The sequence below is a fragment of the Bradyrhizobium sp. BRP56 genome (assembly GCF_020194035.1).
GTDB lineage: Bacteria > Pseudomonadota > Alphaproteobacteria > Rhizobiales > Xanthobacteraceae > Bradyrhizobium > Bradyrhizobium australafricanum.
This window is the reverse complement of the sequence record NZ_JADYVV010000035.1, coordinates 1-25,780: the sequence shown is the minus strand read 5'-3', so window position 1 is coordinate 25,780 and position 25,780 is coordinate 1. Positions and strand designations below refer to the sequence as shown.

General features: G+C 66.2%; 24 protein-coding genes and 1 riboswitch. Of the genes, 9 read left to right on the top strand and 15 right to left on the bottom strand.

Features of this window, described 5'->3' with window-relative positions:
• Positions 1-154 precede the first annotated feature (154 nt).
• On the bottom strand, positions 155-1,873 hold the full coding sequence (locus I6F38_RS23810) for an amidohydrolase family protein (protein WP_225162014.1): 1,719 nt from the start codon (positions 1,871-1,873) through the stop codon (positions 155-157).
• 168 nt (positions 1,874-2,041) lie between these two features.
• Positions 2,042-3,862 carry a chloride channel protein gene (locus I6F38_RS23805; protein WP_225162013.1) on the bottom strand — a complete coding sequence of 607 codons (1,821 nt, stop codon included), beginning with the start codon at positions 3,860-3,862 and terminating at the stop codon, positions 2,042-2,044.
• Positions 3,863-3,938: 76 nt separating this feature from the next.
• On the opposite strand from I6F38_RS23805, the gene I6F38_RS23800 reads away from it, so the two are divergent.
• Complete coding sequence (locus I6F38_RS23800; RefSeq protein WP_028335315.1) at positions 3,939-4,391, top strand: helix-turn-helix domain-containing protein; 453 nt, start codon at positions 3,939-3,941, stop codon at positions 4,389-4,391.
• Between the two features lie 28 nt (positions 4,392-4,419).
• On the opposite strand, the gene I6F38_RS23795 is transcribed toward I6F38_RS23800, so the two are convergent.
• Positions 4,420-5,658 (bottom strand): MFS transporter, encoded by a 1,239-nt coding sequence (locus I6F38_RS23795; RefSeq protein WP_225162012.1) that lies wholly within the window; start codon positions 5,656-5,658, stop codon positions 4,420-4,422.
• Between the two features lie 225 nt (positions 5,659-5,883).
• On the opposite strand from I6F38_RS23795, the gene I6F38_RS23790 reads away from it, so the two are divergent.
• On the top strand, positions 5,884-7,131 hold the full coding sequence (locus tag I6F38_RS23790) for a hypothetical protein (RefSeq protein ID WP_225162011.1): 1,248 nt from the start codon (positions 5,884-5,886) through the stop codon (positions 7,129-7,131).
• Positions 7,132-7,148: 17 nt separating this feature from the next.
• Here I6F38_RS23790 and I6F38_RS23785 read toward each other — a convergent pair whose 3' ends face one another.
• The 3 genes from I6F38_RS23785 to I6F38_RS23775 form a co-directional block, all read right to left on the bottom strand.
• Positions 7,149-8,123 (bottom strand): ABC transporter substrate-binding protein, encoded by a 975-nt coding sequence (locus I6F38_RS23785; RefSeq protein WP_225162010.1) that lies wholly within the window; start codon positions 8,121-8,123, stop codon positions 7,149-7,151.
• Between the two features lie 224 nt (positions 8,124-8,347).
• On the bottom strand, positions 8,348-8,521 hold the full coding sequence (locus I6F38_RS23780) for a hypothetical protein (protein ID WP_225162009.1): 174 nt from the start codon (positions 8,519-8,521) through the stop codon (positions 8,348-8,350).
• Between the two features lie 112 nt (positions 8,522-8,633).
• Positions 8,634-10,916 carry a TonB-dependent receptor gene (locus I6F38_RS23775; protein WP_225162008.1) on the bottom strand — a complete coding sequence of 761 codons (2,283 nt, stop codon included), beginning with the start codon at positions 10,914-10,916 and terminating at the stop codon, positions 8,634-8,636.
• Positions 10,917-11,024: 108 nt separating this feature from the next.
• A riboswitch (cobalamin riboswitch) is annotated at positions 11,025-11,223 on the bottom strand.
• Between the two features lie 112 nt (positions 11,224-11,335).
• On the opposite strand from I6F38_RS23775, the gene I6F38_RS23770 reads away from it, so the two are divergent.
• The 3 genes from I6F38_RS23770 (at position 11,336) to I6F38_RS23760 (ending at position 14,165) form a co-directional block, all read left to right on the top strand.
• On the top strand, positions 11,336-12,379 hold the full coding sequence (locus I6F38_RS23770; protein ID WP_168858598.1) for an iron ABC transporter permease: 1,044 nt from the start codon (positions 11,336-11,338) through the stop codon (positions 12,377-12,379).
• A complete protein-coding gene (locus tag I6F38_RS23765) occupies positions 12,376-13,149 on the top strand; it encodes an ABC transporter ATP-binding protein (RefSeq protein WP_225162007.1) in 774 nt (257 codons plus the stop codon). Before I6F38_RS23770 ends, I6F38_RS23765 begins: the two co-directional genes overlap by 4 nt.
• Positions 13,150-13,418: 269 nt before the next feature.
• On the top strand, positions 13,419-14,165 hold the full coding sequence (locus I6F38_RS23760; RefSeq protein WP_225162056.1) for an ABC transporter substrate-binding protein: 747 nt from the start codon (positions 13,419-13,421) through the stop codon (positions 14,163-14,165).
• A 199-nt stretch (positions 14,166-14,364) separates the two neighbouring features.
• Here the strand turns inward: I6F38_RS23760 and I6F38_RS23755 are convergent, their stop codons facing one another.
• The 8 genes from I6F38_RS23755 to soxX all read right to left on the bottom strand — a co-directional run bounded on the left by I6F38_RS23755 (position 14,365) and on the right by soxX (position 20,293).
• Positions 14,365-15,405 carry an MBL fold metallo-hydrolase gene (locus I6F38_RS23755; RefSeq protein WP_225162006.1) on the bottom strand — a complete coding sequence of 347 codons (1,041 nt, stop codon included), beginning with the start codon at positions 15,403-15,405 and terminating at the stop codon, positions 14,365-14,367.
• 357 nt (positions 15,406-15,762) lie between these two features.
• Positions 15,763-16,200, bottom strand: coding sequence for a hypothetical protein (locus I6F38_RS23750; protein ID WP_225162005.1), 438 nt, complete (start codon positions 16,198-16,200; stop codon positions 15,763-15,765).
• Positions 16,197-17,945 (bottom strand): thiosulfohydrolase SoxB, encoded by a 1,749-nt coding sequence (gene soxB / locus I6F38_RS23745; protein WP_225162055.1) that lies wholly within the window; start codon positions 17,943-17,945, stop codon positions 16,197-16,199. Before soxB ends, I6F38_RS23750 begins: the two co-directional genes overlap by 4 nt.
• 34 nt (positions 17,946-17,979) lie before the next feature.
• A complete protein-coding gene (locus I6F38_RS23740; RefSeq protein ID WP_225162004.1) occupies positions 17,980-18,294 on the bottom strand; it encodes a hypothetical protein in 315 nt (104 codons plus the stop codon).
• Positions 18,291-19,151, bottom strand: a complete 861-nt coding sequence (soxA, locus tag I6F38_RS23735; protein ID WP_225162003.1) for a sulfur oxidation c-type cytochrome SoxA — start codon at positions 19,149-19,151, stop codon at positions 18,291-18,293. Before soxA ends, I6F38_RS23740 begins: the two co-directional genes overlap by 4 nt.
• Positions 19,148-19,459, bottom strand: coding sequence for a thiosulfate oxidation carrier complex protein SoxZ (gene soxZ, locus I6F38_RS23730; protein WP_057021236.1), 312 nt, complete (start codon positions 19,457-19,459; stop codon positions 19,148-19,150). The genes soxA and soxZ overlap by 4 nt, the downstream gene beginning before the upstream one ends.
• 21 nt (positions 19,460-19,480) lie before the next feature.
• Positions 19,481-19,975 (bottom strand): thiosulfate oxidation carrier protein SoxY, encoded by a 495-nt coding sequence (gene soxY, locus I6F38_RS23725; RefSeq protein ID WP_168859289.1) that lies wholly within the window; start codon positions 19,973-19,975, stop codon positions 19,481-19,483.
• Positions 19,976-20,008: 33 nt separating this feature from the next.
• The gene (gene soxX / locus I6F38_RS23720) at positions 20,009-20,293 is read right to left on the bottom strand and encodes a sulfur oxidation c-type cytochrome SoxX (RefSeq protein ID WP_225162054.1); all 285 of its coding nucleotides are present in this window, start codon (positions 20,291-20,293) and stop codon (positions 20,009-20,011) included.
• A gap of 265 nt (positions 20,294-20,558) precedes the next feature.
• Here soxX and I6F38_RS23715 point away from each other — a divergent pair, with 265 nt between their 5' ends.
• Positions 20,559-21,233: a DUF938 domain-containing protein gene (locus I6F38_RS23715; protein WP_225162002.1), complete on the top strand. Its 675-nt coding sequence runs from the start codon at positions 20,559-20,561 to the stop codon at positions 21,231-21,233.
• 52 nt (positions 21,234-21,285) lie between these two features.
• Here the strand turns inward: I6F38_RS23715 and I6F38_RS23710 are convergent, their stop codons facing one another.
• A complete protein-coding gene (locus I6F38_RS23710; RefSeq protein WP_225162001.1) occupies positions 21,286-21,933 on the bottom strand; it encodes a methyltransferase domain-containing protein in 648 nt (215 codons plus the stop codon).
• Positions 21,934-22,156: 223 nt separating this feature from the next.
• Between I6F38_RS23710 and I6F38_RS23705 the strand changes: the two genes are divergently transcribed.
• From I6F38_RS23705 to I6F38_RS23695, 3 genes are all read left to right on the top strand, one after another.
• The gene (locus tag I6F38_RS23705; RefSeq protein WP_225162000.1) at positions 22,157-22,648 is read left to right on the top strand and encodes a type II toxin-antitoxin system HicB family antitoxin; all 492 of its coding nucleotides are present in this window, start codon (positions 22,157-22,159) and stop codon (positions 22,646-22,648) included.
• A 304-nt stretch (positions 22,649-22,952) separates the two neighbouring features.
• On the top strand, positions 22,953-24,197 hold the full coding sequence (locus I6F38_RS23700) for an MFS transporter (protein ID WP_225161999.1): 1,245 nt from the start codon (positions 22,953-22,955) through the stop codon (positions 24,195-24,197).
• A gap of 117 nt (positions 24,198-24,314) precedes the next feature.
• On the top strand, positions 24,315-25,529 hold the full coding sequence (locus tag I6F38_RS23695; RefSeq protein WP_225161998.1) for an MFS transporter: 1,215 nt from the start codon (positions 24,315-24,317) through the stop codon (positions 25,527-25,529).
• Positions 25,530-25,780 lie beyond the last annotated feature (251 nt).

The window sequence follows — 25,780 nt, the reverse complement described above, 5'->3', positions numbered from 1 at the left end:
GGGAGGGTGACGCGGTGGCCGCAGTTCGCATCAATGTCGAGCTCTCTGTAGCCCTAATGCAGCGCAGCGAAATCCGGGGCCGCGCCATCTGCGGACAGAGCTGCCCCGGATTGCGCTTCGCTGCATCCGGGCTACGCGCCGATCGCTGTGTCTCTCAATTCATCCCCTGCGCGCCGCGCACCAGTCTGCCCGGGCGTGCGCCGGTGGCCTTGCCCTCGCGCTGGGTCACGATGCCCGACACGATGGTGGCGTCATAGCCGTCGACCTGTTGCAAGAGGCGGCGGCCGCCGACCGGCAGGTCGTAATGCACCTTCGGAGGGTGCAAATGCAGCCGGTCGTAATCGATCACGTTGACGTCGGCCTTGAAGCCAGGGGCGATCACGCCGCGATCATGCAGGCCGACCGACAGCGCCGTCTTGCGCGACTGTGCCGCGACCACGAACGGGATCGAGAGCTTCTCGCCGCGGCTGCGGTCGCGCGTCCAGTGCGTCAAGAGATAGGTCGGGAAGCTGGCATCGCAGATGATGCCGCAATGCGCGCCGCCGTCGGAGAGGCCGGGCACGGCGCTCGGTTCACGCAGCATCTCATGCACGGCATCGAGGTTACCGTCGGCGTAATTCAGGAACGGCACATAGAGCATGCCGCGACCCTCGTCGGTCAGCATCGCGTCATAGGCAAGCTCTTCCGGCTGACGGCCCTGGCGCCGCGCCTGCGGCCCGAGTGCGTTTTCCGGCGGCTGCTCATAGTTCGGCGGATTACCCAAGAGATACATCTTGTCGTAGTTCGGCCGGAAGAACAGCGGATCGTCGGTCGCCGTCGCGCTCTCGCTCAGGATCGCCGCGCGCACCTCGGGTCGGCGCAGATGCGCGAGCCGCTCGGCCAGCGGCAATTTGGCGATCTCGCGATAGCTCGGATGGGTCTGGAACGGATTGCGCGACAATTCGAGCCCGAGCAGCAGCCCGACCGGCCGCGCCGCGATCTGGGTCGTGATCGACAGGCCGCGGGCGGCGGCTTCATTGATGGTATCCATGGTCTGCCGCCAGCGCCGCGGCGCCTTGTCGGCCTGGGCGACTGAAAACGAGATCGGACACCTTGTGTTCTCGGCGACCCGCAGCATCATCGGCAGGTCCTCGTGCACGGTGCTCTGGTCGAGCACGAATTGCAGCACGCTGCGGCCGACGCCGTGCATCGCGCCGGCGATCGCGGTCAGTTCATCTTCGCCGGCTTTCAGCGTCGGCGTGTAGTCGCCGGTCGAGGTGCGGTGATTGAGCGTGCGCGAGGTCGAGAAGCCCAGCGCGCCCGCACGCACGGCGTCGCCGGCGAGTGCTGCCATCGCCTTGTTGTCCTCGGCCGTTGCGGGATCGCGGCGCGCACCGCGCTCGCCCATCACATAGACCCGCAGCGCCGCATGCGGCAGCTGCGCGCCGATATCCATGTCGAAATTGCGCTTCGACAGCCACTCCATGTAGTCGGGGAAGCTCTCCCACGCCCAGGGAATGCCGGCGGAGAGCACCGGCTCCGGAATGTCCTCGACGCCTTCCATCAGCTGGATCAACCTGGTGTGGTCGCTCGGCCGGCACGGCGCGAAGCCGACGCCGCAATTGCCCATGATCGCCGTGGTGACGCCGTTCTGCGACGACGGCGTGATGTCATGGCTCCAGGTCACCTGGCCGTCGTAATGGGTGTGGACGTCGACGAAGCCGGGCGCCACCAGTTTGCCGCGTGCGTCGATCTCTTCCTTGCCCTTCGCCGAGACCTTGCCGACGTCGGTGATCTTGCCGCCAGCGATCGCGACATCGGCTTCATGGAGGTCGCCGCCCTTGCCGTCGGCGATGGTGCCGCCGCGGATCACGAGGTCTGGGGTCGAGGTCATGGTATTTCATCCCGAGGCTGTTTTTTGGTTGACGGCATCATGGGTCAGCCCCCGATGCTGTCAACCAGCGCCGATGAAGCTCTGGGATGCGCTGATGCTGATTTGCCAGCTGGGATCGAACGTTGCCGCCCGGCGGAAATTTGTTCCGCCGGGCAAATCGCTGCGAACCTAGCGCGCGCCGAAGAACGCTGTCTTCTGGGTCTCTTCGGCCTGCAGCCTGGCGCGGACGCGCATCAGGTCCTTCCAGCCGATATATCCGACGAGGCGCTGATCCTCGCGCGAGATCACAGGCAGATGCGAGACGTTGACCTGCATCAGGCGGTCGGCGAGCCGGTCGAGATATTCGTCGGGATAGGCGACGGTGATCTTGCTGCCGGCCAGCAGCTGCTTGAGCGTCGCGGTGCGATGCTTGCCGGCGCGGCGCCAGCGCAGCACGGACGGCGGGTCGATCACGCCGAGCACGTGATGGTTGGCGTCGACGACGGGAAAGCTCGGGTGACCGGTCTTCGGGTTGGTCAGGAGGGCGGCCGCGCCGTGCAGCGTCATGGTGTCGGCGACGGTCTCGACCGCCTTGGTCATGACGTCGCGCACGCGGGTCAGCGCGAACGGATCGACACGGTACTCGCGCACCAGATGATGGCCGCGCCGCGCCACCTTCTCGGTCAGGATCGAGCGCCGCATCAAAAGCACCGTGACGCCGTGCGCGGTGCCGCAGGCCGCGATCAGCGGCAGCAGCACATGGGTGTTGCCGGTCAGCTCGACCGCGAAGAAGGTCGCGGTCAGCGGCGAGCGCATCGTGCCGCCCATTGTCGCCGCCATCGCCAGCAACGCCCAGAAGCCGGGGCTCGCCGGCGGCAGATAGCCGCTCAGCGCCGTTCCCATCGCGCCGCCCATGATGAGCAGCGGCGCCAGCACGCCGCCCGACGTGCCCGAGCCGAGCGCGACCGACCAGATCACGGCCTTCACCACGAGCAGCAGCAGCGTGGCCTTCAGCACCACATCGCCTTGCAACATCGACGCGAGGTTGTCGTAGCCGACGCCGAGCGCCTGCGGCTCGATCAAGCCGCCGAGGCCGACCACCAGGCCGCCGATCAGCGGCCACCACATCCAGTGGATCGGCAGCTTGAGGAAGATGTCCTCGCAGCCATAAACCAGCTGGGTGAGCACGCCCGACAGCAGCCCGGAGAGGATTCCAATCAGCATCCAGGCGCCGAGCTGCAGCACCGAGATGTCGACGCCGCCGGTGAACGGAAACAGCGGCGCGGGCATGTGTAGGAAGGTGCGTCCGACCGCCGCCACCACGGCGGCGACGGTGACGGGAATGAAGCTGCGCGGCGTCCATTCGAACAGCAACAATTCGACCGCGAGCATGATCGCGGCGATCGGCGTTCCGAACACCGTGGTCATTCCGGCGGCGGCGCCCGCCACCAGCAGGGTCTTGCGCTCGTTGTCGCTGACCGGGAGCATCTGCGCGATCAGCGAGCCGATCGCGCCGCCGGTCATGATGATCGGGCCCTCGGCGCCGAACGGGCCGCCGGTGCCGATCGACACCGCCGACGACAAGGGCTTCAGGATCGCCACCTTGGGATCGAGCCGGGAACGTCCGAGCAGGATCGCCTCGATGGCTTCCGGAATGCCGTGCCCGCGGATCTTGTCGCTGCCGAAACGCGCCATCAGCCCGATGATCAGCGAGCCCGCGACCGGCACCAGCACGGTCCAGAGCCCGAGCGGCGAATCCTGCAATTTCAGGTCGGCGAAGCTGAACTGGCCGAAATAGGCGATGTTGGTGGCGAGCTTGATCAGCTGCAGCAGTCCCGCCCCGGCCAGCACGCCGGCGGCGGAGACAAACACGGCGATCGCCGAGATCACCACGACGCGCGGATCGGTCGTGAAGTCGCTCAGGAGGTGGCTGGCCTTCTCGCCGATTTTGGCGGTGTTTGGGGCGGTGTTCGTGGCGGAGACGCTCGATTTGGTGGAAATGGCGCTCATTGGTGGCGTAAGGCTCGGGTGAAGTGGACGCGGCGTCATATCGCATTGCGATATAATTACAAGCGGGAGACATCGAATGGCAGCGTTGAAAGGACCGTCGAAATCGCCGAGGCAGGACCAGAAGCGGGTTCCCAGCCAGGCCGATTACGAAACGCTGTCGCAATTTCGCTATCTGATCCGCCGGTTTCTGGAGTTCAGCCAGGACGCCGCGAAGGCCGCGGGCCTGACGCCGCGGCAACATCAGGCCTTGCTGGCGATCCGGGGGTATCCGGGGGGCGGGCCGGTTGCGGTCGGCGATCTGGCCGAACGGCTGCGGCTTCGTCACCACACCACGGTCGAACTGGTCGACCGGCTGTCCGAGGCCGGGCTGGTCGAGCGCGTGCTCGATCCCGCCGACCAGCGGCGGGTGCTGCTGAAATTAACCGGCCTTGCGGCCGATCATCTCGCCGAATTGTCGGCGGTCCACCTCGATGAGCTGTCGCGGATCGAGCCGCTCCTGAAGCAGGTGCTGTCGCGACGGTCGGAATGATCGCGCCGCGTGCACGACGTTTCGCGCGTCAGGCGCGCGGACTGGCCGTCTCGGCCTGATACGCCGAGGCCTGCGGCTTGCGCTCGGTGACCAGAGCAAGCAGCACGGTCAGTATCATGAACACCACGGAGGCGCCGAACACCCAGTGCGGCATGTGCTGGTCCATGATCCAGCCGAACAGCAGCGGGCTCACGATGCCGCCGAAGTTGAAGCCGGTGGAGACGATGCCGAAGGCGCGGCCGGCGGCGCCGGGCGGCGCCGCGTTGCGCACCATCATGTCGCGGGACGGCGCGATCACGCCGCCGAGGAATCCGGCAAGCCCCATCGCCAGCGTGAGCGCCACCGGCGGCAGGTCGAGCAGCGCAATCAGCAGCACGAGGGCGGCATTGACCGCGAAGCAGCCCGCGGCAACCTGGCTGTGGCGATGGGTCCAGTCGGCGAGATAGCCGCCGGCGAGCACGCCGGCCGCGCTGGCGCCGAGGAACGCGGTCAGCGCGATATTGGCCGTCGAGAACGACGCGCCGTAGCCGCCCATCAATGCGACCACGCCGAAATTGTTGATGCCGGAGGTCGACAGGCTGAGCAGCGTGAAGAAGGCTGTCAGCACCATCAGCGCCGGCGTGATCACGCTGGCCTTTGGTGCCGCATCGTCCTTTGACTTGTTCTTGTTGGCGCCGGCATCGGGAATGCCGAGCACGATCAGGAACAGCGCCACTAGCGGCCCGACCGCGCCGGCGACGATCAGCGCGCCGAGGCCGCCGATCGAGGCCACGAGCGCCGCCATGATCGCGGGCGCAACCGCGCCGCCGAGGAATCCGGCGAAGGTGTGGATCGAGAAGGCGCGGCCCATCCGCGCCTCGTCCATATGCGCCGAGAGGATTGCATAGTCAGCCGGATGATAGACGCTGTTGGCGAGGCCCAGCAGCACCGCGCAGACGATCAGCGACGTATAGCTGAGATGCAGGCCGAGCCCGATCAGCGCGCAACCGCCGACGGTCAGTCCGATCAACAGGATCTTGCGCGCGCCGATATGGTCGGCGAGGTAACCGATCGGCGCCTGGGTCAGCCCGGAGACCACCGCGAACACCGTCAGCGCCAGGCCGAGCTCGACATAGCCGACGCCGAGCTGCTGCTTCAGGAACGGGAACAGCATCGGCAGCACGAAGATATGGAAATGGCTGACCCAATGGGCGACCGAAATCCCCGTCAGCGTGCGCAGCGCACTGTCGGCTTTCGCTTGCTGCGGTGCGGCCAGAACGTCGACCATGTCGTCGAAAACCCCAGTTCCATAGCGTTTTCAAGCGAAGTGGGTACCGGTTCGCGTGAGAAAACGCGTCAAACAAAATGCCCGGCAGGGCCCGCCGAAAATAGAGATTGGCCGCTAATTGTCCATGAACGCGGGCGCATGGCTGCCCCCGACGCGGGCGTGCCGGATCGACACATGCGGCATTAAATGCGGCGACAAAGCACGGCGGCACGGCGATGATCGGCCATGATCGATCCCAAAAAGCAGCTCCGCGTGCTGGTGTCGGAGGGCTCCAGCACCTCCGGCCGCGAGGCGATCACGATCCTGGGCCTAGCCGGCCATCACGTCGAGGTTTGTGACCCCTCGCGCTGGTGCCTGGCGCGCTACTCGCGCTTTGTCCGCAAATACCACCACTGTCCGCCGCTGCGGTCGGATCCGGCCGGCTTCCTGCGCTTCGTCGAGCGCCTGTTGGCCTCGCGGCATTTCGATGTGCTGCTGCCGACCCATGAACAGGGATTTCTGTTCGCCCGCGCCGCGGCGGGGCTGGCATCACGTACCGGCCTCGCGCTGCCGGATTTCGCCAGCTATCGCGCCGTGCACAGCAAGGCCGGCTTCAGCCGGCTGCTCGACCGGCTCGGGCTGCCGCAGCCCCCGACCCGGATCGTGAACTCGGCCGAGGAGCTGCGCGAGGCGGTGCGGTTTCCATCCGTTGTCAAGACGTCGGTCGGCACCGCCAGCCGCGGTGTCTGGTTCGTGCGCGATGCTGGTGATCTCAATCGCGCGCTCTACGACCTCGAGTCCTCAGGCGATTTTGCCGGCGAGGTGCTGGCGCAGGATCTGGTCACCGGCACGGTCGAGAAGGCACAGTCGGTGTTCTTCCATGGCACACTTGTCGGCTTCCATGCCTACCGCCAGATTGCGGCCGGTGTCGGCGGCGGCGAGGCGATCAAGGAGAGCGTGAGCCGGCCGGCGATCCGCGCCGGCCTCGAGACCATCGGCGCGCATCTTGGTTGGCACGGTGCGCTCTCGGTCGACGTCATCATGCCGCTCGACAGCGCGACGCCGCTGCTGATCGACTGCAACCCACGGCTGGTCGAGCCGATGAACGCCTTTCAGTCGGGCGTCGATCTGGTCGATCTGCTGCTGCGCGTCTCGCGCGGCGAGACTCCGGCGCCGCTGCCCGAGGGCCGCGCCGGGGTGCGGACGCATCTGGCGATGCAGGCGCTGCTCGGCAGTGCGTCGCGCGATGGCACGCGACGTGACCTGATTCGGGAATGCGGCCGCATCGCCGCGGGCGAAGGGCACTATCGGGGAAGCAGCGAAGAGCTGACGCCGGTGCGGCTCGACTGGCTCAGCGCCGTGCCGCTTGCGATGACGACGGTGCTGCTGCTGGCATCACCGCAGATCGCCTCATCGCTGGCGCGCGGCGGCTTTGGCGCGCATCTGCTCGATCGCGGCAGCATCAAGGCGATCGAGAACGGCGATTTCCGCTAGTATCCCTCAGTGCGAATTCACTGCACGATCTTGTCTGCGCGCTTCAAAAGCTCCGGTGGAATCTCGACGCCCACGGCACGGGCCGCCTGGAGATTGAATATCAGCTCTCGCTTGGTGACGACGCCGACCGGCAGGTCGCCCGGCTTCGCGCCCTTGAAAATCTTGTCGGCGAACGTCGCAAACTCGCGCCACGTATCGGCGACGTTGGCGCCATAGGTAATCACCCCGCACGCGTCCGCCTGGCCGCCGGGAAACATCGCCGGCAAGCGGTTCTTCATGGCCAGTTCACCGACTCGTTTTCGATTGCTCCAGGGCACCGGCACTTCCAGGACCAGCAGCGCCTCCGCGCGCTCCTTTGCCATCCCGGCAATCGCGGCCTCCAGATCGTCCGCACCCTTGACCTTCACGATTTGCGGCTCCAGCCCCAGCGCCTTGGCTGCGGCCTCGTTGGCGCGGTCAATCGGGGCGAGCCCGCGTTCGTCCGCGCCGGGGATCGTCTGATCACTGAGAATCGCAACGCGCTTGATCCCGGGGAATGCCTCCTTCAGAAGCTTGAACTGGTCGCTGGCCTGCTGCGGATCAAGGTTGGTGAGGCCCGTGACATTGCCTCCTGGCTTGTCCATCGAGGCGACAAGCTTCAACGCGACCGGATCGGTCACGATCGCAAAGATCACCGGGATCGTCGACGTGGCTTTCTGCGACGCCACCGACGCCGGGCCGCCGAGTGCGAGGATGACATCCACATTCGCACCGACCAGCTCCGAGGCGAGACCCGGAAGGCGCTCGAGCTTCGATTCGGCAAATCGCGGCTCGATGACGATGTCGTGTCCTTCGAGATAGCCGCGCTCGGCGAAGTCGCTCAGAAGATTTTTCTTGATGGAATCGAAGAGCGGCGACGGGCTGCCGTTGACGAGGATTCCTACTTTCCTGGGGGCCTGTTGCGCATCGGACGGGTCGCACATCGACGCGATCATGCAGAAGACCGTGAGCACTGCCTTCGCAAATCTCATGGCACCGCCCCCCAGCAAGGACCCAGCGTCCATGCGAGCCTAGCATTCAGGGGGTGGGCAACCAATCCGGAAGGGTGGTCCGGCCGACGACCTCGCTGCGACCTAATGTCTGCTTGGCGACGACGAGCCGGGCTCGGTAGCTCGCAAGCTACGAGGCCGCCGCGCGCGACTGCGCGCAGGATCTGTCGATCGATATTCGCCGGGCCTCACAACGGCTCGTCATCATTGCCGTAGCGGTCGAGCTTCGGCGTAGCGATGTCGCCATCCTCGTAATACTCGTCGTCCTGCAGCGCTGCGGGCGGCGGAGGCTTCTTCGACTTATCGTCGGCCTTGTCTTTGGTCTTCGCGCCGTCCTTGCTCGTCTTTCCGGCCTTGGCCATGCGTTTCCCCTGCACGGGTCAAATCAGCTGCCGGAATTCTACTCCAGTTTGCGAACGCTTGTAACGTGATGAGAGGGTACGGCGGGGGCACACCTCGCCCCACCGGATAGCTCTAAAACGTCGCGCCGGCCTTTACCATGTAGGTTCGGCCGGGCAGCGGATAGGCCGAGAAGCGGCCATCGGTGAACGTGCTCGCGATGGCGTAGTCGTAGTAGAGCGCGTTGAACAGGTTGCTCACGCTCAGTGACCAGAAGAAGCGGTCAACTTGCCCGCTCAGCTTGATATCGGCGGTGGCGTTGCCGGGAATCCGGCTCTGGGTGTTGGCCTGATCGTTGTCCATGATGCGCGAGCTCCAGGCCCGCACCGTGGCGTCGAACACCAGATAGTTCTGCCAGATATTCCAGGTGACGCCGAGATTGCCGGTGTAGCGCGACACCAGCGGCACGTCGTTGCCGGTCCAGATGCCTTCGCGGAAGACGGCGCGGGTGATCGCCATGCCGCCGCGCAGGGTGACGCTGTCGCTGACCTTGAGCGCCGCGCTGGTCTCGGAGCCGTAGCGGCGGGTGGGGTCGAGGTTGGTGTTGAAGAACAGCACCGGGTTGAAATGGATCTCGTTCTCGAGATCCATCAGATAGACGCTGGTCTGGACCTGAAACAGGTTGGTCTTGACCCGGAAGCCGCCCTCGACGTCCTGCGATGTCTGGGTCTTGAGCCGGAAATTCTGCGGGATCGGGGCGAAGGTCAGCGGGTCGAATGACGGCCCTGATGCAACGCGCTCGTCAACATCTGGCGTGCGGAACGCGCGCGCCGCGCGGCCGAACACCGAGAAGGTGTCGGTCAGGCGATGCTCGACGCCGACATGCAGCGCGTATTGCGTCTCGTTGCTGTCGAGCGGCGCCGCCTGCGCATCGAACGCAAAGGGCGCATTCGGGTCGTAACGATCGCGCGCCGAGATGCTGGTGTTCTGGACGCGCGCGCCGTAGGAGAAGTCGGTCGTTGGCAACAGGCCCAGCGTATGTTGCCAATAGCCGGCCACGCTCTGCTGCTCGATATTGTAGATGTGGAACGGGTCGACGCCCTGATAGGCGCCGCGCGCCTCGCGGAATGTCGAATCGTAATAGTCGATGCCGGTCAGGATTGTCGACGGCATGCCCAGCATCACATTCTTGACGCTGAGCCGCGGCGTCAGCGACCAGGTCTGCAGCGCGGCATCGTTGTACGTCGAGGCGAAGCTGATGGTCGGCACCGTGCCGAAGAAGCCGCTCTGCGTCTCGCGCTGCCGCCAGCCGCCGTCGACGATGAGGTCGACGCCGTTCATCAGCGTCCTGGTGAAGCCGGCGGTGACGCTGGCGGTCTGCTGGTTGGCATAGTCGAAGGGCGTCGCGGCGCCGCGGCGATCTGTGAGCAGTTCGTTGACGCCGATCGACGGATCGACCAGCCGTCCTCCGGGCAGGCCGAGTTTCTGGTCGCTGCCGGTGACGGTGAGGAAGGCGGTGAGATCAGGCGTGGTGTAGTTGATGTTGCCGACGGCGTTGCGCTGGTCGAGCGCATTGTTGACGCGGTAGCCGTCGGACTTGATGCCATTGCCGTAGAACGAGGTGGACCACGGTCCGGAATTGAGCGCCGCAGAGACCGCGGCCATGCGGGTGTTGAACGAGCCAACTCCGGCCTCGGCCCGCATCGTCGTCGGCGGGCCGCCGACGCCGGTCTTGGTGATGATGTTGACGACGCCGCCCACCGCGTTGTCGCCGTAGAGCACCGCGCCGCTGTTGCCGCGCGTGATCTCGATGCGCTCGATCGAATCGAGCGGAATCGTGGTGAGGTCGAAGCCGGCCTTGTCGACGTCGTTGAGGCGGCGGCCGTTGAGCAGGAAGAGGGTATTGTCGGTCGCGAACGCGCCGAAGCCGCGCAGGTCGACCGACGTCTTGGCGCCGTTCGGTCCGCCATAGGGCGTTTGCAGCTGCACGCCCGGCACCTGCGCGAGGATCTCGGGCAACGACTGCACCGGCGAATGCGCGATGTCGTCGGCGGTGATCACGGCCGAGGAGGTGCCGACAATGCCGGCGAACTGGCGGCCGCCGGTGCCGCCCGTTCCGGTGGCCACACCGGTCCCTGTCGTGCCCGATCCGGCTCCGCTGCCTGTATTGTTGCCTTGCGAGGTGCCCGGCGCCGGGCGTCGCGGCGCCGGCGCTTCGTCAGCGGCCGGCCTGGCGCGCGTGACGTTCTGGTCGCCCGGCTTGGTGACTTCGATCGCCGGCAGCTGATCGGGAGCGGGTGCCTGCTGCGCCCGCGCTGCGGAGACAAGGAATGCCGGCGCGAGCATCGTCGCCGGCGCGATCATCGTCGACGCGAGCAGAAGCGCGCGGCGCCGCCGATGGAAAGGGAAGGAGAACATAAGCAAGGCCTCGGCAACGTCAGTGGCACGTCACCGCGAACCAGTCTCACCATCGTGCTCACAGCATCAGGTGAAGCTCATGCCTGTACTCCCCGACCGGCAGCATCGCGTGTGACCACGGCTGACGGCAGGTCTCCTGGCTCGCGGGTCGTTACCCTTCGTCGCCTTCCCAGGACCGAGATTCCCAGTGGCCTGTGACGAAGGATTCACCGCATACAGTTGCGGGGGCAGCCGCGGCGTTGGGGAAGTTTCCCCGTACCGCATTCCCTTTTCATCTCATGAAAGAACCGTCATGTTCATCTAGGGTTCGGCCGGGTAGCAAAGTCAATCCGGCGGAAGTCGGGCAATGGCCGTGCGGCCACGGTTTTTGTCGAGTGTCGCTTGTCTGCCACGACGATCGCTGTAAGAGCATGGATCCGATGAGCGTGCAGGATTTTGCCTTGGCGGCCGAGGTCGCGGCGCGGCGCCGGTGGGGCGCCACCGCGGCGCTGCTCGCGCTCGTGGTCCTGCTGTGCGTGCTCTCGCTCGGCATCGGGCCGGTGCGGCTGTCGCCGCTCGCGGTGATCGAGGCGCTGTTCGGCGGCGGCAGCGATGTGGCGCAGGTGATCGTGCGCGAGATCCGCCTGCCGCGCACCATCCTGGCATTTGCGATCGGCGGCATTCTCGGGCTGTCCGGTGCGGCGCTGCAAGGGCTGCTGCGCAATCCGCTGGCCTCGCCGTCGCTGTTCGGCGCGCCGCAATCGGCGGCGTTCGGCGCGGTGCTGGTGATCGCGCTGGGCCTCGCCGATGTGCGCTCCTACGCGCTGCCGGTGGTGGCGATCATCGCCGCGTTCGGCTCGGTGTTCGCGCTGCTTGCGATCGCCGGCCGCAATGCCGGGCTGTTGATCCTGATCCTCGCGGGGCTCGCGATCTCGAGCTTTGCGGGGGCGGCGACCGCGCTGGTGATGAACCTCTCCAGCAATCCGTTCGTGGTGCTGGAGATCGCGTTCTGGCTGCTCGGCTCGCTGGAGGACCGCAGCTTCCAGCACGTGGCGCTGGCGCTGCCCTTCATCGTCGCGGGCGCCGCCATCCTGCTCAGCCAGGCGAGCGCCTTCCGCGCGCTGACGCTTGGCGAGGAGGCGGCGCAGAGCCTCGGCGTCGACGTCGGGCGGTTGCGGCTCTTCGTGATCACGGGCGTGGCGCTCGGCGTCGGCGGCGCGGTTGCCGTGACAGGCACGATCGGTTTCATCGGCCTCGTCGCGCCGCATCTGATGCGTCCCGTGATCGGTCACGATCCGGCGCGGCTCTTGGTGCCGAGCGCGCTCACCGGCTCGGCGCTGCTGCTCGCGGCCGACATCGCGGTGCGCATCATCCCCTCGACCTCGGACATCAAGGTCGGCGTGCTGACCTCGATCATCGGCGTGCCGTTCTTCCTCTACCTCATCATGCGCGAACGCCGCGCGCTCGGCGGAGGTGTGGCATGACGCTGCTCTCCGCCGCCGCGCTCAATGCCGCGCTCGGCAGCCGCAAGGTGCTGCACGATATCTCGCTGTCGCTGCCATCGGGCCATCTGGTCGCGCTGGTCGGCCCGAACGGCGCCGGCAAGACCACGCTGCTGCGTGCACTGGCCGGGCTGATTCCGTCGGGCGGCGAGATCCGGATCGGCGGCGATCCGCTGGCGTCGCTGCCGCTGCGCGAGCGCGCGAAGCGTTTCGCCTATCTGCCGCAGGGGCACATGGTGCACTGGCCGCTGCCGGCGCGCGACATCGTCGCGCTCGGCCGCTATCCGCACGGCGCGACCGATCCGGCGCGGCTGTCGCAGACGGATATGGAGGCGGTGCTGCGCGCCATGCAGGCGGTTGACGTCACTGAATTCAGCGATCGCCGCGTCACCGAACTCTCCGGCGGCGAGCGCAGCCGCGTCGCGCTGGCCCGGGTGCTTGCGGTGGAGGCGCCGGTGATTCTCGCCGACGAGCCGACCGCCTCGCTCGATCCGCGCCACCAGATCGACGTGATGCAGAAGCTGCGCAATGTCGCCGACAGCGGCGTGCTGGTGATCGTGGTGACGCATGACCTGGGACTTGCCGCGCGCTTCGCCGATCACGTGCTGGTGCTGTCGGAAGGGCGGCTGGCCGCGCAGGGCGCGCCCGTCGAGGCATTGTCGGAGAGCGTCCTCGCCAGCGTGTTCCGGGTCAGCGCCTATCGCGCCGAATTTCAGCGCGAGGTCGTCATCGTGCCATGGGCGGACGTGTGATGTGGCCGGAGTATTGCCACGAACTCGCTGCACCTCTCCCGCTTGCGGGGGAGGTCGCTGCGCTCGAAGAGCGCAGCGGGTGGGGGCTCTCTCCACGATATGACTCGCGGCGAAACCCCCACCCCAACCCTCCCCCGCAAGCGGGAGAGGGGGCTCAGCGTCAGCGTGGCAGCCATCTCGCTTCGCTTCATCTTGGAGCGGTGGTCGCCATAGTGCTGTGGCTTATTTCCGCCGGTGCCGCGTTCGCCGCCGGACCGCGCATCGTCTCGATGAATGTCTGCAGCGACCAGCTCGTGCTGTCGCTGGCCGACCCGGACCAGATCATCGGCCTCAGCCGCTTCTCGCGCGATGCCTGGCAATCCTGGGCCGCGGAGAAGGCGCGAAACTTTCCGCGCCTGTCCGGCGAGGCCGAGGACGTGCTGCTGCTCAAGCCCGACCTCGTCGTGGTCAGCCTGTTCGACAAGCGCGCGACCCGTGATCTGTTGAAGGCCCACGGGCTGCACCTCGTCGAATTCACGGTGCCGCGCACGCTGGACGAGGTGAAGGACCAGATCCGCGCGATGGGCCATGTGGTGCAGCACCCCGATCGCGCGGAGGCCGAGATCGCGCGCCTCGATGCGGCCACCGTCCGGGCGCGGGCGGCGGCGAGCGCGCATCACTACCGCGTGTTGCCGCTGGAGCGGCGTGGCTTTGTGCCCGGCGACGGCAGCCTGGTCAGCTCGCTGCTGGCGGCAACCGGTCTCTCCAACGCCGCCGGCGAACTCGGCGTCGGCGCAGGCGGGTTTGCTTCGCTGGAGGCGATCGTAAAACTGCGGCCGGATTTCATCCTGGTGTCGGAAGCCGGCGACCGCGCCGAGGATGACGGTCGCGCCTTCCTGCTGCATCCCGCGCTGGAGCGCTTCTATCCGCAAAGCAAGCGCATCGTGCTGCCGGAGCGGCTCACCGTGTGCGGCGGCGTGATGCTGGCGGATGCGCTGGATCGCCTGACGGAAGAGTTGCAGCGAGTGACGCAGTGACCTTCCAAACCCGTCATCCTGAGGAGCGGCGAAGCCGCGTCTCGAAGGATGCACGGCCCGGATACTTCCAGGAGTTCGCGGAAGGAGTGTGGCCGTCGCCCTTCGAGGCTCGCTTCGCTCGCACCTCCAGCGACAACGGCGAAGCCGTTGCGCGGGGGTGACGGTGAGATATTTGCGAGCGGGCTAAAGGGTTATGAGACTATCCCATCACCACCGGCCCGCCGGCCTTCTTCCAGGCGTCGATGCCGCCATCGATATGCGCGGTGTTGGCCAGGCCCGCCTTCTTCGCGGCGGCCACCGCCATCGCCGAGCGCTCGCCGAAGGCGCAGAAGAACACGACGCGGCGGCCGGTTGCGGCGGCGACCTCGCGCAGCATGCCGCCGGGCTGCAGGGTGGCGCAAATCCCCGGATAGGGCGCGTGCAGCGCGCCCGCGAGCGTGCCGTGCTTGGCCCGCTCGCCGCTCTCGCGCAAATCCACCAGCAGGATATCGGGGCGGCCGAGGCTCGCGATGGCGTCGCGCGCGCTGAGGGAGAGGCCCTCCTTGGCGAGCTCGTCCTGGTGCAGGCCGACATGCATGTTGGCGGGTACCACGACGTCCATCAGCTTCGGGTTCGGCAAATTGAGGTTGTTCATCAGCTCGACATAGTCGTCGATCGATTTGACCTGTAGCCGCGGATTGTAGCGCTTCTCCTCGCCGATGGTGGAGACGGTGTCGCCCTTGTAGTCATGCGCGGGGAACACCATGGTTTCCTCCGGCAGCTTCAGCAGGCGGTTGAAGATCGAATCGTACTGTGCCCGTGCGCTGCCGTTCTGGAAATCGGTGCGGCCGGTACCGCGGATCAGCAGCGTGTCGCCGGTGAAGACGCGGTCGCCCATTAAATAACTATAGGAATCGTCGGTGTGGCCGGGCGTGTACAGCGCCTCGAGGCAAAGGCCCTCGATCGTCACCCTGTCGCCGTCGGAGACGCGCATCGACACCACGTCGGCCTTGCTCTGCTCGCCCATGATGGTGATGCACTGGGTGCGGTCGCGCAGCTCGCCGAGGCCGGTGACGTGATCGGCGTGCAGGTGCGTATCGACGGCCTTGACCAGCCTGAGGTCGAGTTCCTGCAGCAGCTTGCAGTAGCGATCGGCCTTCTCCAGCACCGGATCGAGGATCAGTGCCTCGCCGCCGGCGCGGCTCGCGAGCAGATAGCTGTAGGTTCCGGATACGCTGTCGAAGAGCTGGCGAAAGATCATGACGGCTTACCTATTCTCCGGGCCGAGTCACATGGAGGATATTATTCCATAGATAGGGTCCGTTCAAAGCAAATCCATCCCCACCCCAGCCGGATCCCGTCACCCTGAGGGGCGCGCTCTTGCGCGCGTCTCGAAGGGTGGACGGCCCGGGTCTTTCCGTGAATGGGACAAGGCATCTGGGCCGTGCATCCTTCGAGGCTCGCTCCGCTCGCGCCTCAGGATGACGGGATATGCATCGAGGTCGTGGAAGAGACGAAGTTACGGCCGCACGTAACTCCAGCCCTGCTCCTGCGGGCGCGACTTCGCGCGACCCGTTGGCTCGCAATGACGACAGGGCCGTTACGGCCGGACCAGCGTCTATCCGTTCTCGGTGAGCAGCAAGATCTGTGCGACGCCGACCTGCACGGGGGTAGCGGCGGCGATGTAGTCCGGCCGCTTGCCGCTGTCGCGCTCGATCGTGTCGACGGTGTTGAGGCAGATGTCGACCCGCGCGCCCTGCGCGACCAGGCTCTCGACCAGCTTGCGGTTCGGGTTGTCGGGCTTGAGCAGGTCGATGCCCGGGCCGAAGGCGACGATCTCGACCGCGACCTTGTCGGGATCGTAGTGCCTCATCAGATTGTTGGCGACGCTGATGACGAGGCCCTGCTTCCTCGGATCGTTGTCGGAGAGCTGCAGCACGACCTTGTGCTCGGCGAACGGCTTGTCCTGCAACGGCGCCACCTGGGCGCGCGCGAGCGGCGTCGCCAGCGCGAGCGCAGCAAGGCCGAATGCCGCGATCAGCGCGCGGCGCGTCATCCGTGCCTCGCGATGCCCGGGTTGTCCTCGACGCCTTTCAGCGTCACGCCGGGTTCGTCGCGGTTCGGCGGCCGGCCGGAGCGCAGATGCCTGGCGACGACATCCCAGATCGGCGCGCCGCTCTGCTGGTTGACCGAGGCCCAGCCTGCGACCTTGTAGTGCTTGCCGGCTTCGAGGTGCCTGCCGTTGCCAAGCTTCAGCTCGGAAATGCGCTTGCCGACGGTCTCGGCGGGCGTGCAGGTGTAGGCGAGGCCGCCGACGCGGACCATGTCGCCGCCCTGCTGATAATAGGGATCGACGTTGAACAGATTGTCGCAGACGTCTTCCAGCACATCCTTGATCTGGCTGCCCGTCATCTTGGCGACGTAGGTCTCCGGATAGGTGATCGCGGTTTCCGACAGCACGTCTTCCATGGTCAGCGGCTGGCCGGCGAGCGTGGTGATGCCCCAGCGGAAGCCCGGCGACAGCGCGATCTCGGCGTTGAGCTCGTTCAGCAACGCATCGCAGATCAACTGGTCGACGGTGCCGGAGAAATTGCCGCGGCGGTAGAGCAGCCGGTCGGCCGAGGCGAGCTTGTTGTTCCATTCGTCGACATGCGGATCGCGCATCTTGTCGATCAGCGTCTGCATCGCAGGATCGGGCTTCAGCAGTTCGGCGAACACCGGCAGCAGCCGGTAGCGGACGTTGGCGACCTTCCCCTTGGCAAGATCGAGGTCGAGCACGCCGATGAACTTGCCGTTGGAGCCGGCATTGGTCACCAGCGTGACGCCGCCGGCATTGGTCACCGTGATCGGGATCGGGATCGCGTCGTGGGTGTGGCCGCCGAGAATGACGTCGATGCCGGTGACGCGGCTGGCGAGCTTGAGGTCGACGTCCATGCCGTTATGCGACAGCAGGATCACCGCCTCGACCTTGTCGTTGTTGCGATGGCCGTCGACGAGCTTCTGCAGCTCCTCGTCGCGGATGCCGAACTTCCAGTCCGGCGTGAAGCGCTTCGGATGCGCGATCGGCACGTAGGGGAAGGCCTGGCCGATGATCGCGACGCGATGGCCGCCGATCTCTTTGATGAAGGACGGCTTGAACACCCGTCCAGAGGCCGGGTCGAACGCCTTGGCGTCGTTGAACGCGGCTTCCTCGGTCAGGAACACGTTCTGCGCCAGGAACTCGCCCTTGAAGCGGGAGAGGTTGTCGCGCAGCACCTGCTCGCCATAGGTGAATTCCCAGTGCCCGGTCATCGCCTCGATGCCGAGCAGATTGGCGGCCTCCACCATGTCCACGCCGTTCATGGCATTGGCGAGCGCCGAGCCCTGCCAGAGGTCGCCGCCGTCGAGCAGGATCGAACGCTTTTCGCCGACATCGGCGCGCAGCTTGTCGACCAGCGTCTTCAGGTGGGCGAAGCCGCCGAGCCGGCCGAAGCGGCCGGCGGCCTTCTCGAATTCGACGCAGGTGAAGGCGTAGGCGTCGGCGCTGTCGGGCCGGATGCCGAAGCGGTCGAGGAACGCCTTGCCGACGAGGTGCGGCGGCTGGCCGGCCATCGCGCCGACACCGAGATTGACGCCGGGCTCGCGGAAGAACACCGGCTTCAGCTGCGCATGCGTGTCGGTCATGTGCAGGATGCGGGCGTTGCCGAACCGCTCGAGGTCGTAGACGCTGGCGGTATCGGCGCTGCGCGCAAGGCGCGGCAGGCCGGCCGTCAGCGTTGCGGCGGCCGCAGCTTTCAGGAATTCCCGGCGGCGGATGATCATCATTCTCTCCGCGCGGCCCCTGGCCTGCGCGCTTTTAACGAACTTCCATGTCCTTCCAGCGTTCCTTTTCGCTGGTGGCCTGGAAGATCGAGGCCTTTGCCAGTGCCTCGGCTTCCTTGGCCTTGGCGACTGCGGTATCGAAATCACCAGCCTCACCGGCCTTTTTTGCGGCAGATAGTGTCGAGGCGGTGGTGGTCCACTGGTTGCGCAGGCTGCCTGCTTCCTTGTTGGCGGCTTCGGCGGCGGCGTAGGCGGCCTTGTAGTCGGCTTCGGAGGCGGCGAGGGTGCCGCTCGTAGTTGCGATCAGCAGGGCTGATGCTGCGAGGACAGCTTTGATGGCCGCGCTCATGGCCGTGCTCCCGGACCCGAAATCGGCAGCCCGTTGCTGACATAGGACAAATAGTATTCGAGGTTGCGGTATTCGTCGTCCTGCGGATTGAGCGGCACGCCGCGGATCTGGCTGTTGCAGGTGGTGAAGCGGCGGCTGGTCGTGCCCATGCCGCTCCATTCCGAGCGGTAGATCGGCATCGCGTTCAGGATGCCGAGCGCCGGCGCCAGCACCTCGGCGCGGATCCGTTCGCCCGGGCTCTGGATGTGGCAGGTGGCGCAGGAGAAATTGAGCTGGCCGCGGCGGGTGTAGAAATACTCCTTGCCCTTCTGATAGGCCTCGAGCGCGCGCGGATCGTTCGGGATCTTGATGTCCATCGGCTTGCCGCGCGAGGTGAAGGCCATGTAGGCGGTGAGCGCCGCCATGTCGTCCTTCACATAGGAGAACGGCGCCTCGCCATTGGCTTCGCGGCAGCGGTTGAGCGCGAGCTCGAGCGTGACGACCTTGCCTTCCTTCTCGTCGAAATAGGGATAGTTCTGGCGGATGCCGATGCCCTTGTTCGGGAAGCAGTCGGCGTAGGTCTTGCCGTTCTTGAACGGCGTTGCGAACATCTCCTTGCCGGCTTCGAGCGAGAACTCGTAGGGCGGAAACTGCTCCTTCTCCTCCCACTGCCTGTGCAGATCCTCATTCATCGAATAGGGACCGTTGACGAAATCCTCGAGCTTCAGCTTGGGGAATTTGCTGGTGAAGAATTTCTGGAACGCGGCCTTGTCGGCGGCGGGATCGACGGTGTCGGCTGCGCGCGCGGCCGGCGCGAACGCCAGCACGCCGAGCGCGAACGTGGCGAGTGTTGCGCGGATTGCGAGGCGCCGCGTCATTGAATCTTCGCCGTGGCGGTGTCGGTCGCGCCCTTGTTGTCGACCCAGCTGACCTTCAGATCGTCGCCCTTCTTGCCGCCCTTGAAGGCGAACTTGACATAGGGGTCCTTGGAGACGCCGCCGCCCCAGTCGGCGACGAACACCGGCTTGCCGTCATATTCGAAGGTGAGCTGCTGGATGAAATGCGGCGGAATGATCTCGCCCTTGGCGTCCTTGACGAAGCCGGAATCCATCGGATGCTGGATCAGCGCCTGCACCTCGGTGGTGTCGCCGTTTGACGTGGCGCGCACGCGAATGCTCGATGCCATCTGATTATCCCTTGATTGAACTCAGCCGCCGCAGCCGCCGACGGTGACCTTGATTTCCTTTTTGGCGCTGTAGAGCTTGCCGCCGGCCTCGACGATCGCGGTGACGTTGCTGGTCTTCGCCATCTTGATGCGGTTGGAGACGGTCGGCAGCGTGCCGGCCGGAATCCTGTATGAGGCGACCAGCGAGATCGGATTCTCGCTCACCAGAAACGAGATCGAGGTGACGTCGGCCAGCGTCGTGGTGGCGGAGATCGGCACCACCGCGCCGTTCTCGGCGATCTCCGGCGCATCCATCTTGATCTTGTCCGACGGCTCGGCGGTCTTGCCATAGAGCGCCTTGATCGCGTCGGCCTCGTTCTTCTGCTTGAATGCGTCTTCGGGATATTTGTCGTTGGCGGCGGCGAGCGCCTGCGGCACGTCGAACGGAATGCCCCCGAGGCCGATCAGCGCGGCGATGCCGGCGCCCTTCAGCACCATGCGGCGCGCTTTGAAAAATTCGGTGGTCGTGATGTTCATCGAAAAAAATCTCCTCAAGCGACGGTCGCGGCGTCACAGCGTCTGCAGGAAGTCCACCACCGCGTCGATTTCCTTCTCGCTCAAAATCCGGTTTCGGCCGAACGGCGGCATCACCGTCTGCGGATTGCGCTTGGTTTCGTCGGTCACGATCGCGATCAGCTCGTCACGGCCGTATTTGGCCTTCAGGCCGCTCAGCTCGGGGCCGATCGTGCCGGGCAGGTCGCCGCCCTTGATGACGTGGCAGGTCAGGCAATTGCCCTTGCCGCGGTCGAAGGCGAGCTTCTGTCCCTCGGCGGCGGACTGGGCCTGCGCGGCCATGGCGGTGCCTGCCAGCAGCGCCAGGACGAAGGCTGGCTTGGAGAAAGTGGCGATCAAGGACGTTTCCCGGGCTTCAATCTCGATGATCCCATCGCAATATAAAGAGTGGAAAGCACAAAGGCCATCGGCTGGCAACACGGAGAATAGGCGCGTTGCGACGGGGTTAATGCCACAGGGGCAGTCCGGCACTGGAGCGCATGTCCTGCGCCTTCCGCCTGTCACGTTTGTGCGGTTGAGATGCGGCTGAGGCGTAGGGAGAAGCGCGGTGGCGGAATTCGTGGCGGAGTTCGGCAAGGACGGCCGGCTGGTCGAGGCGGACGGGCGGCTCGATGCGCCGGCGTTCCATCGCAACCATCAGCCGATCTGGGCAGTTCTGAAAGGTCACCTCGCCGGCCAATCCGGCGACGTGCTGGAAGCCGGCAGCGGCACCGGCCAGCATGTCGTCTATTTCGCCGGTCAGACGCCCGACATCACCTGGTGGCCGAGCGACCTCCATGCGGCGCACCTGCGCAGCATCGAGGCCTGGCGCGCGCATGCCGCCCTTCCCAACATCCGGCCGCCGCAGCCGATCGATCTGTCCGACCCGGCCTGGTCGCCGGCGCCGCCGGACGGCAAAGGTCCGGACAAACTGCTCGCGATCTTCTGCGCCAATGTGATCCACATCGCGCCGTGGCGCGTGGCCGAGGGCCTGTTCGCCGGCGCCGCGCGGCACCTGCGCGCCGACGGCCGGCTGTTGCTCTACGGCCCGTTCAAGCGCGGCGGCAAGCATACCGCGCTCAGCAATGCCGTGTTCGACACGTCGCTGCGCGAGCGCGACGCCGAGTGGGGGGTGCGCGATATCGCCGATCTCGAGACGCTTGCGGAGCGCGTCGGGCTCAAGCTCGCCGGCAGCTTCGAGATGCCGGCCAACAACATGATTTTGGTCTTTGCCCGCGAGTAGCCGCACTCAATCGTAAGCCAGGCACCAGCCTGGCCCACGCAGCCAGCAACGTTCATCGGGGATCCCGGCGTCGCGATAGAGCCGCGTCACCTTCTGCCAGCCGCCGCGGGCGAAGGCTTCGGCGAGCGTTTTTTCGGACGTCTCGTCCCGGCGGAATGACTGCCTCCTCGCGCCGGATCCGGAACACGGCGCCGGATCGCGCCACCTGCTCCGGCGCGCCGCCCTTGAATCCCTCATCCGAAGTCAGCGGCAGGATCAGGCGGCCGCCGGCGGCGAGCCCATCGAGCCATCGCGTGGCAGGCCGGGTGCAGCCGGCGTTGACATAGATCACGTCGGCGGACTCGAACGCGACCTGTGTGCCGTCGCCCTGGATGATCTCGACATTTGCGTAAGCGGCGAGATTGGCGCGAGCGTCTGCCGCAAGGTCCGGATCGTATTCAATGCCGGTCACGCGGCCGGACGGTCCGACCAGATGCGCGAGGATCGCGGTGTAGTACCCCGTGCCCGTACCGATATGCACCACGTGCTCGCCGGCGGTAGGTGCGGCCTGGTGCATGAGATAGGCATGCAGCGAGGGCTGGCCGTTGTTGAGACGCCGCTTGGGGCGCAAGGCGACGAGATCGTTGGTGTAGAGAGATAGACCGGGTCGGCATCGGGCGTCGGCGCATAGTCGCGGCTCCACCAGCGCAGCATCATCCATGGTCCCGGGCCGACGAAGTCCTCGCGGGGAATGGCGGCGAAGGCCTCCGTCAGCCGCGGATTGATGGTGTTGGCGTCGGCCAGGATCTGCTTGGCATAGGCCGCGCGGACGATGCGGAGTTCGGCTTGCGGGTCCATTGCCGCGCGCTCCCACGATGTCGCGTGTTGTGTGATTTGACACACCGAGGTGTGTGAAATAGCATACTGCGGCGACGGAGGCCAGAATGAAGAGACGGCTTTATCCGGCCGTGCTGGAGCGCGGTCCGCGCGGCGCGTTCGGGGCGTGGTTTCCGGATTTTCCCGGCTGCGTCGCCGCGGGACGATCGCAGGAAGACGCGATCGAGCGCGCCGAGCAAACGCTGGCGCAAACCGTCGACGGCTGGGTCGAGCAGGGCAAGCCATTGCCGGAGCCGACCCCGATCGAGCGCATCGTGCCGCCGAAGGGCTCGGACGTTGCAGCATTCTTCATGGTCGGCGTCGATCCGCCCGACCCGTCCGAGCGCGTCAACGTCTATTTGCCGAAGAGCCTGATCACACGGATCGACAAGCATGCCGCCGGACTCGGCATGAGCCGCTCCAGCTTTTTCGGTTTCGCCGCGACGCTTGCGCTTGAATGGCACGTTCACAAGCCGCACCTCGTCGGGCCACGCTCCAAGGTGCACAAGACCGGCGCGCTGCGCGCCGAGAAGCGGCCTGGCAAGAAGCCGGCGCGGTAGGCGATCGATCATCGAGCGACAGCTCTCTCACCGTCACCCTGAGGAGGCCGCAGAGCGGCCGTCTCGAAGGGGCGACGGTCCGGCTGTTGGCCGTGCATCCTTCGAGACGCGCTACGCGCTCCTCAGGATGACGGTACTGATAGAAGTGCCGGGCTGCTGTGACGTCACTCTGTGAGAGCAAGCGATCCCCCCGTGCGCCTCCTGCATGGCGTACGTCCGTTTGCGCCGGTTGATCGGCCTCGACCCGCTCTCCATAGTGCGCCCGATTGGGGGCTCCCGCCGGGGCTTCGGGGCGGGACCACCGATGATTGACGTGACAGCTGCGGATGAGGCGAGCGACGACGCGCGGGCGCGCAGCAATGTGTGGCGGCTTGCGGCGGCGCAGGCGCTGACCGGCGCCAATTCGGCGGTGATCTTCGCCACCGGCTCGATCGTCGGCGCGACGCTGGCGCCCGACGTCTCGCTCGCGACGGTGCCGCTCTCGATGTATGTGCTCGGGCTTGCCGCCGGCACGCTGCCGACCGGTGCGATCTCGCGCGCCTACGGACGACGCGTCGCCTTCATCATCGGCACCTTCTGCGGCACGCTGACCGGCGCGCTCGGCGCCTGGGCGATCCTGCATTCATCGTTCTGGCTGTTCTGCGGCGCGACCTTCGTCGGCGGGCTCTACGGCGCCGTCGCGCAGTCCTACCGATTTGCCGCCGCCGATGGCGCCAGTGTCGCGTTCCGGCCCAAGGCGGTGTCCTGGGTGATGGCCGGCGGCGTGTTCGCCGGCGTGCTCGGGCCGCAGCTCGTGCAATGGACCATGGACATCTGGCCGCCCTATCTGTTCGCGTTCTCCTTCGTGATGCAGGCGCTGGTCGCGCTGGTGGCGATGGCGGTGCTCTCGGGCGTCGACGCGCCGAAACCTGCGGCGGCGGACCTGCATGGCGGCCGCCCGCTGCTCGAGATCGCCAGGCAGCCGCGCTTCATTGCCGCGGCGCTGTGCGGCGTGATCGCCTATCCGATGATGAATCTGGTGATGACCTCGGCGCCGCTCGCCATGAAGATGTGCGGGCTGTCGGTCAGTGATTCCAATTTCGGCATTCAGTGGCACATCGTTGCGATGTACGGCCCGAGCTTCTTCACGGGCTCCTTGATCGCGCGGTTCGGCGCGCCCGTGATCGTCGCGCTCGGGCTGGCGCTCGAGGCGGTCGCCGCGATGATCGGACTGTCAGGCGTCACTGCGCCGCACTTCTGGGCGACGCTGTTCGTGCTCGGGATCGGCTGGAATTTCGCCTTTGTTGGCGCTTCCGCGCTGGTGCTGGAAACGCACCGGCCGCAGGAACGCAACAAGGTGCAGGCGTTCAACGATTTCCTCGTGTTCGGCATGATGGCGATCGGCTCGTTCTCGTCGGGCCAGCTGCTCGCGCATTACGGCTGGAATGCCGTCAACTGGGTAGTGTTCCCGCCTGTGCTGCTCGGTCTTGCCGTGCTCTCGTTCGCTTCATTCGCCAAGCGACGTACGAAATTGCGCGCGGTGGAAGAAATCCCGGATCCCAACATCTAATTCCTGCTGCCAGTTGCTGACACTTCGATCCGTTTCGAAGTGACCGGCTTGCACGGCTCCTTACATCGTGAGAACGGATAAAACCGGTCATGACGATGTCGGAAGCAAGAGCAAGAAATGGACGCATCCTCACCCACGCTATCAGACGAATCCTCGCTTGGCTACGAAGGCTGGCGCATCGTCGTCGTCTGCTTCCTGCTTGCGACCTTCGGCTGGGGACTGGGCTTCTACGGCCAGAGCGTCTATGTCGCCGAGCTGCAGCGGCTGCACGGCTGGCCGGCATCGCTGATCTCGTCGGGCACGACCTTCTTCTATTTGTTCGGCGCCGCGCTGGTCGCCTTCGTCAGCGAGGCGATCAAGGCGTTCGGCGCGCGCGGCTGCCTGATCGCCGGAACCTTCGCGATGGCGATCGCGGCGGTTGCGATCGGCGAGGTGCGCGAACCCTGGCAGCTCTATCTTGCCGATGCGCTGTTGGCGTTCGGCTGGGCCGGCACCAGCCTCGGCATCATCACCAACACGCTCGGCCTGTGGTTCGACAAGAAGCGCGGCATGGCGATCAGCCTGGCGCTGAACGGCGCGAGCTTCGGCGGCATCGTCGGCGTTCCGCTGCTGGTGGCGGGGATCGGCGCTTTCGGCTTCTCCGGCGCGATGATCGCGGCCGCGGGGCTGCTGATCGTGGTGATGGTGCCTGTCATCCTGATCTTCGTCGGGCAACCGCCGGTGCATCTGCACGCGGTCACGGCCGCCGCTGCCGACGCGCCGTCGGCGACCCAGGTGCGCGCGCGGGCGCTGCGCGACATCCGCTTCCTCTCGGTCTCGATTGCCTTCGCGCTGGTGCTGTTCGCCCAGGTCGGCTTCATCGTGCATCTGATCGCCTATCTCGATCAGGTGATCGGCCGCGAGCGCGCCACGGTGGCGATGGCGCTCCTGACCGCGATGGCCGTGGTCGGGCGGGTCTCGTTCTCCTTCGTGATCGACCGGCTCAACCAGCGGCTGGCATCGGCGCTGTCCTTTGTCAGCCAGGCGGTCGCGCTCGCCGTCATCATCAATGTGCACAATGACGCGGCGCAGATCGCCGCCTGCGCGCTGTTCGGCTTCTCGGTCGGCAATCTGATCACGCTGCCGGCGCTGATCGTGCAGCGCGAGTTCGATCCGCGTGCGTTCGGTGTGCTGGTCAGCCTGATCACCGCGATCAACCAGATCACCTACGCTTTCGGCCCCGGCGTGGTCGGGCTGCTGCGCGATCTCTCGGGCAGCTACACGCTGCCGTTCTACGGCTGCATTGGCCTGGAGCTGATCGCGGCGGCGACGATCATGGCGAAAGGGAAGTAGCTTTCCACCTCCCCTTGAAAAGGGGAGGTCGCTTTGCTCACAGAGCAAAGCGGGTGGGGATCTGCTCTCTCCGCTTGCAACATCGCCTGCGGCTGACCCCCATCCCGACCTTCCCCCTTTCAGGGCAGGGCTGTCCGGGGAACGTCATCCATAGCAGAACTCCATCTGGTTTGGGGATGTTCTGCATTTGCGGTGGCTGGGATTGATGGGCGGAGGCTGGTCGATGGTGGCGAGTGCTCGACGGGTGAACA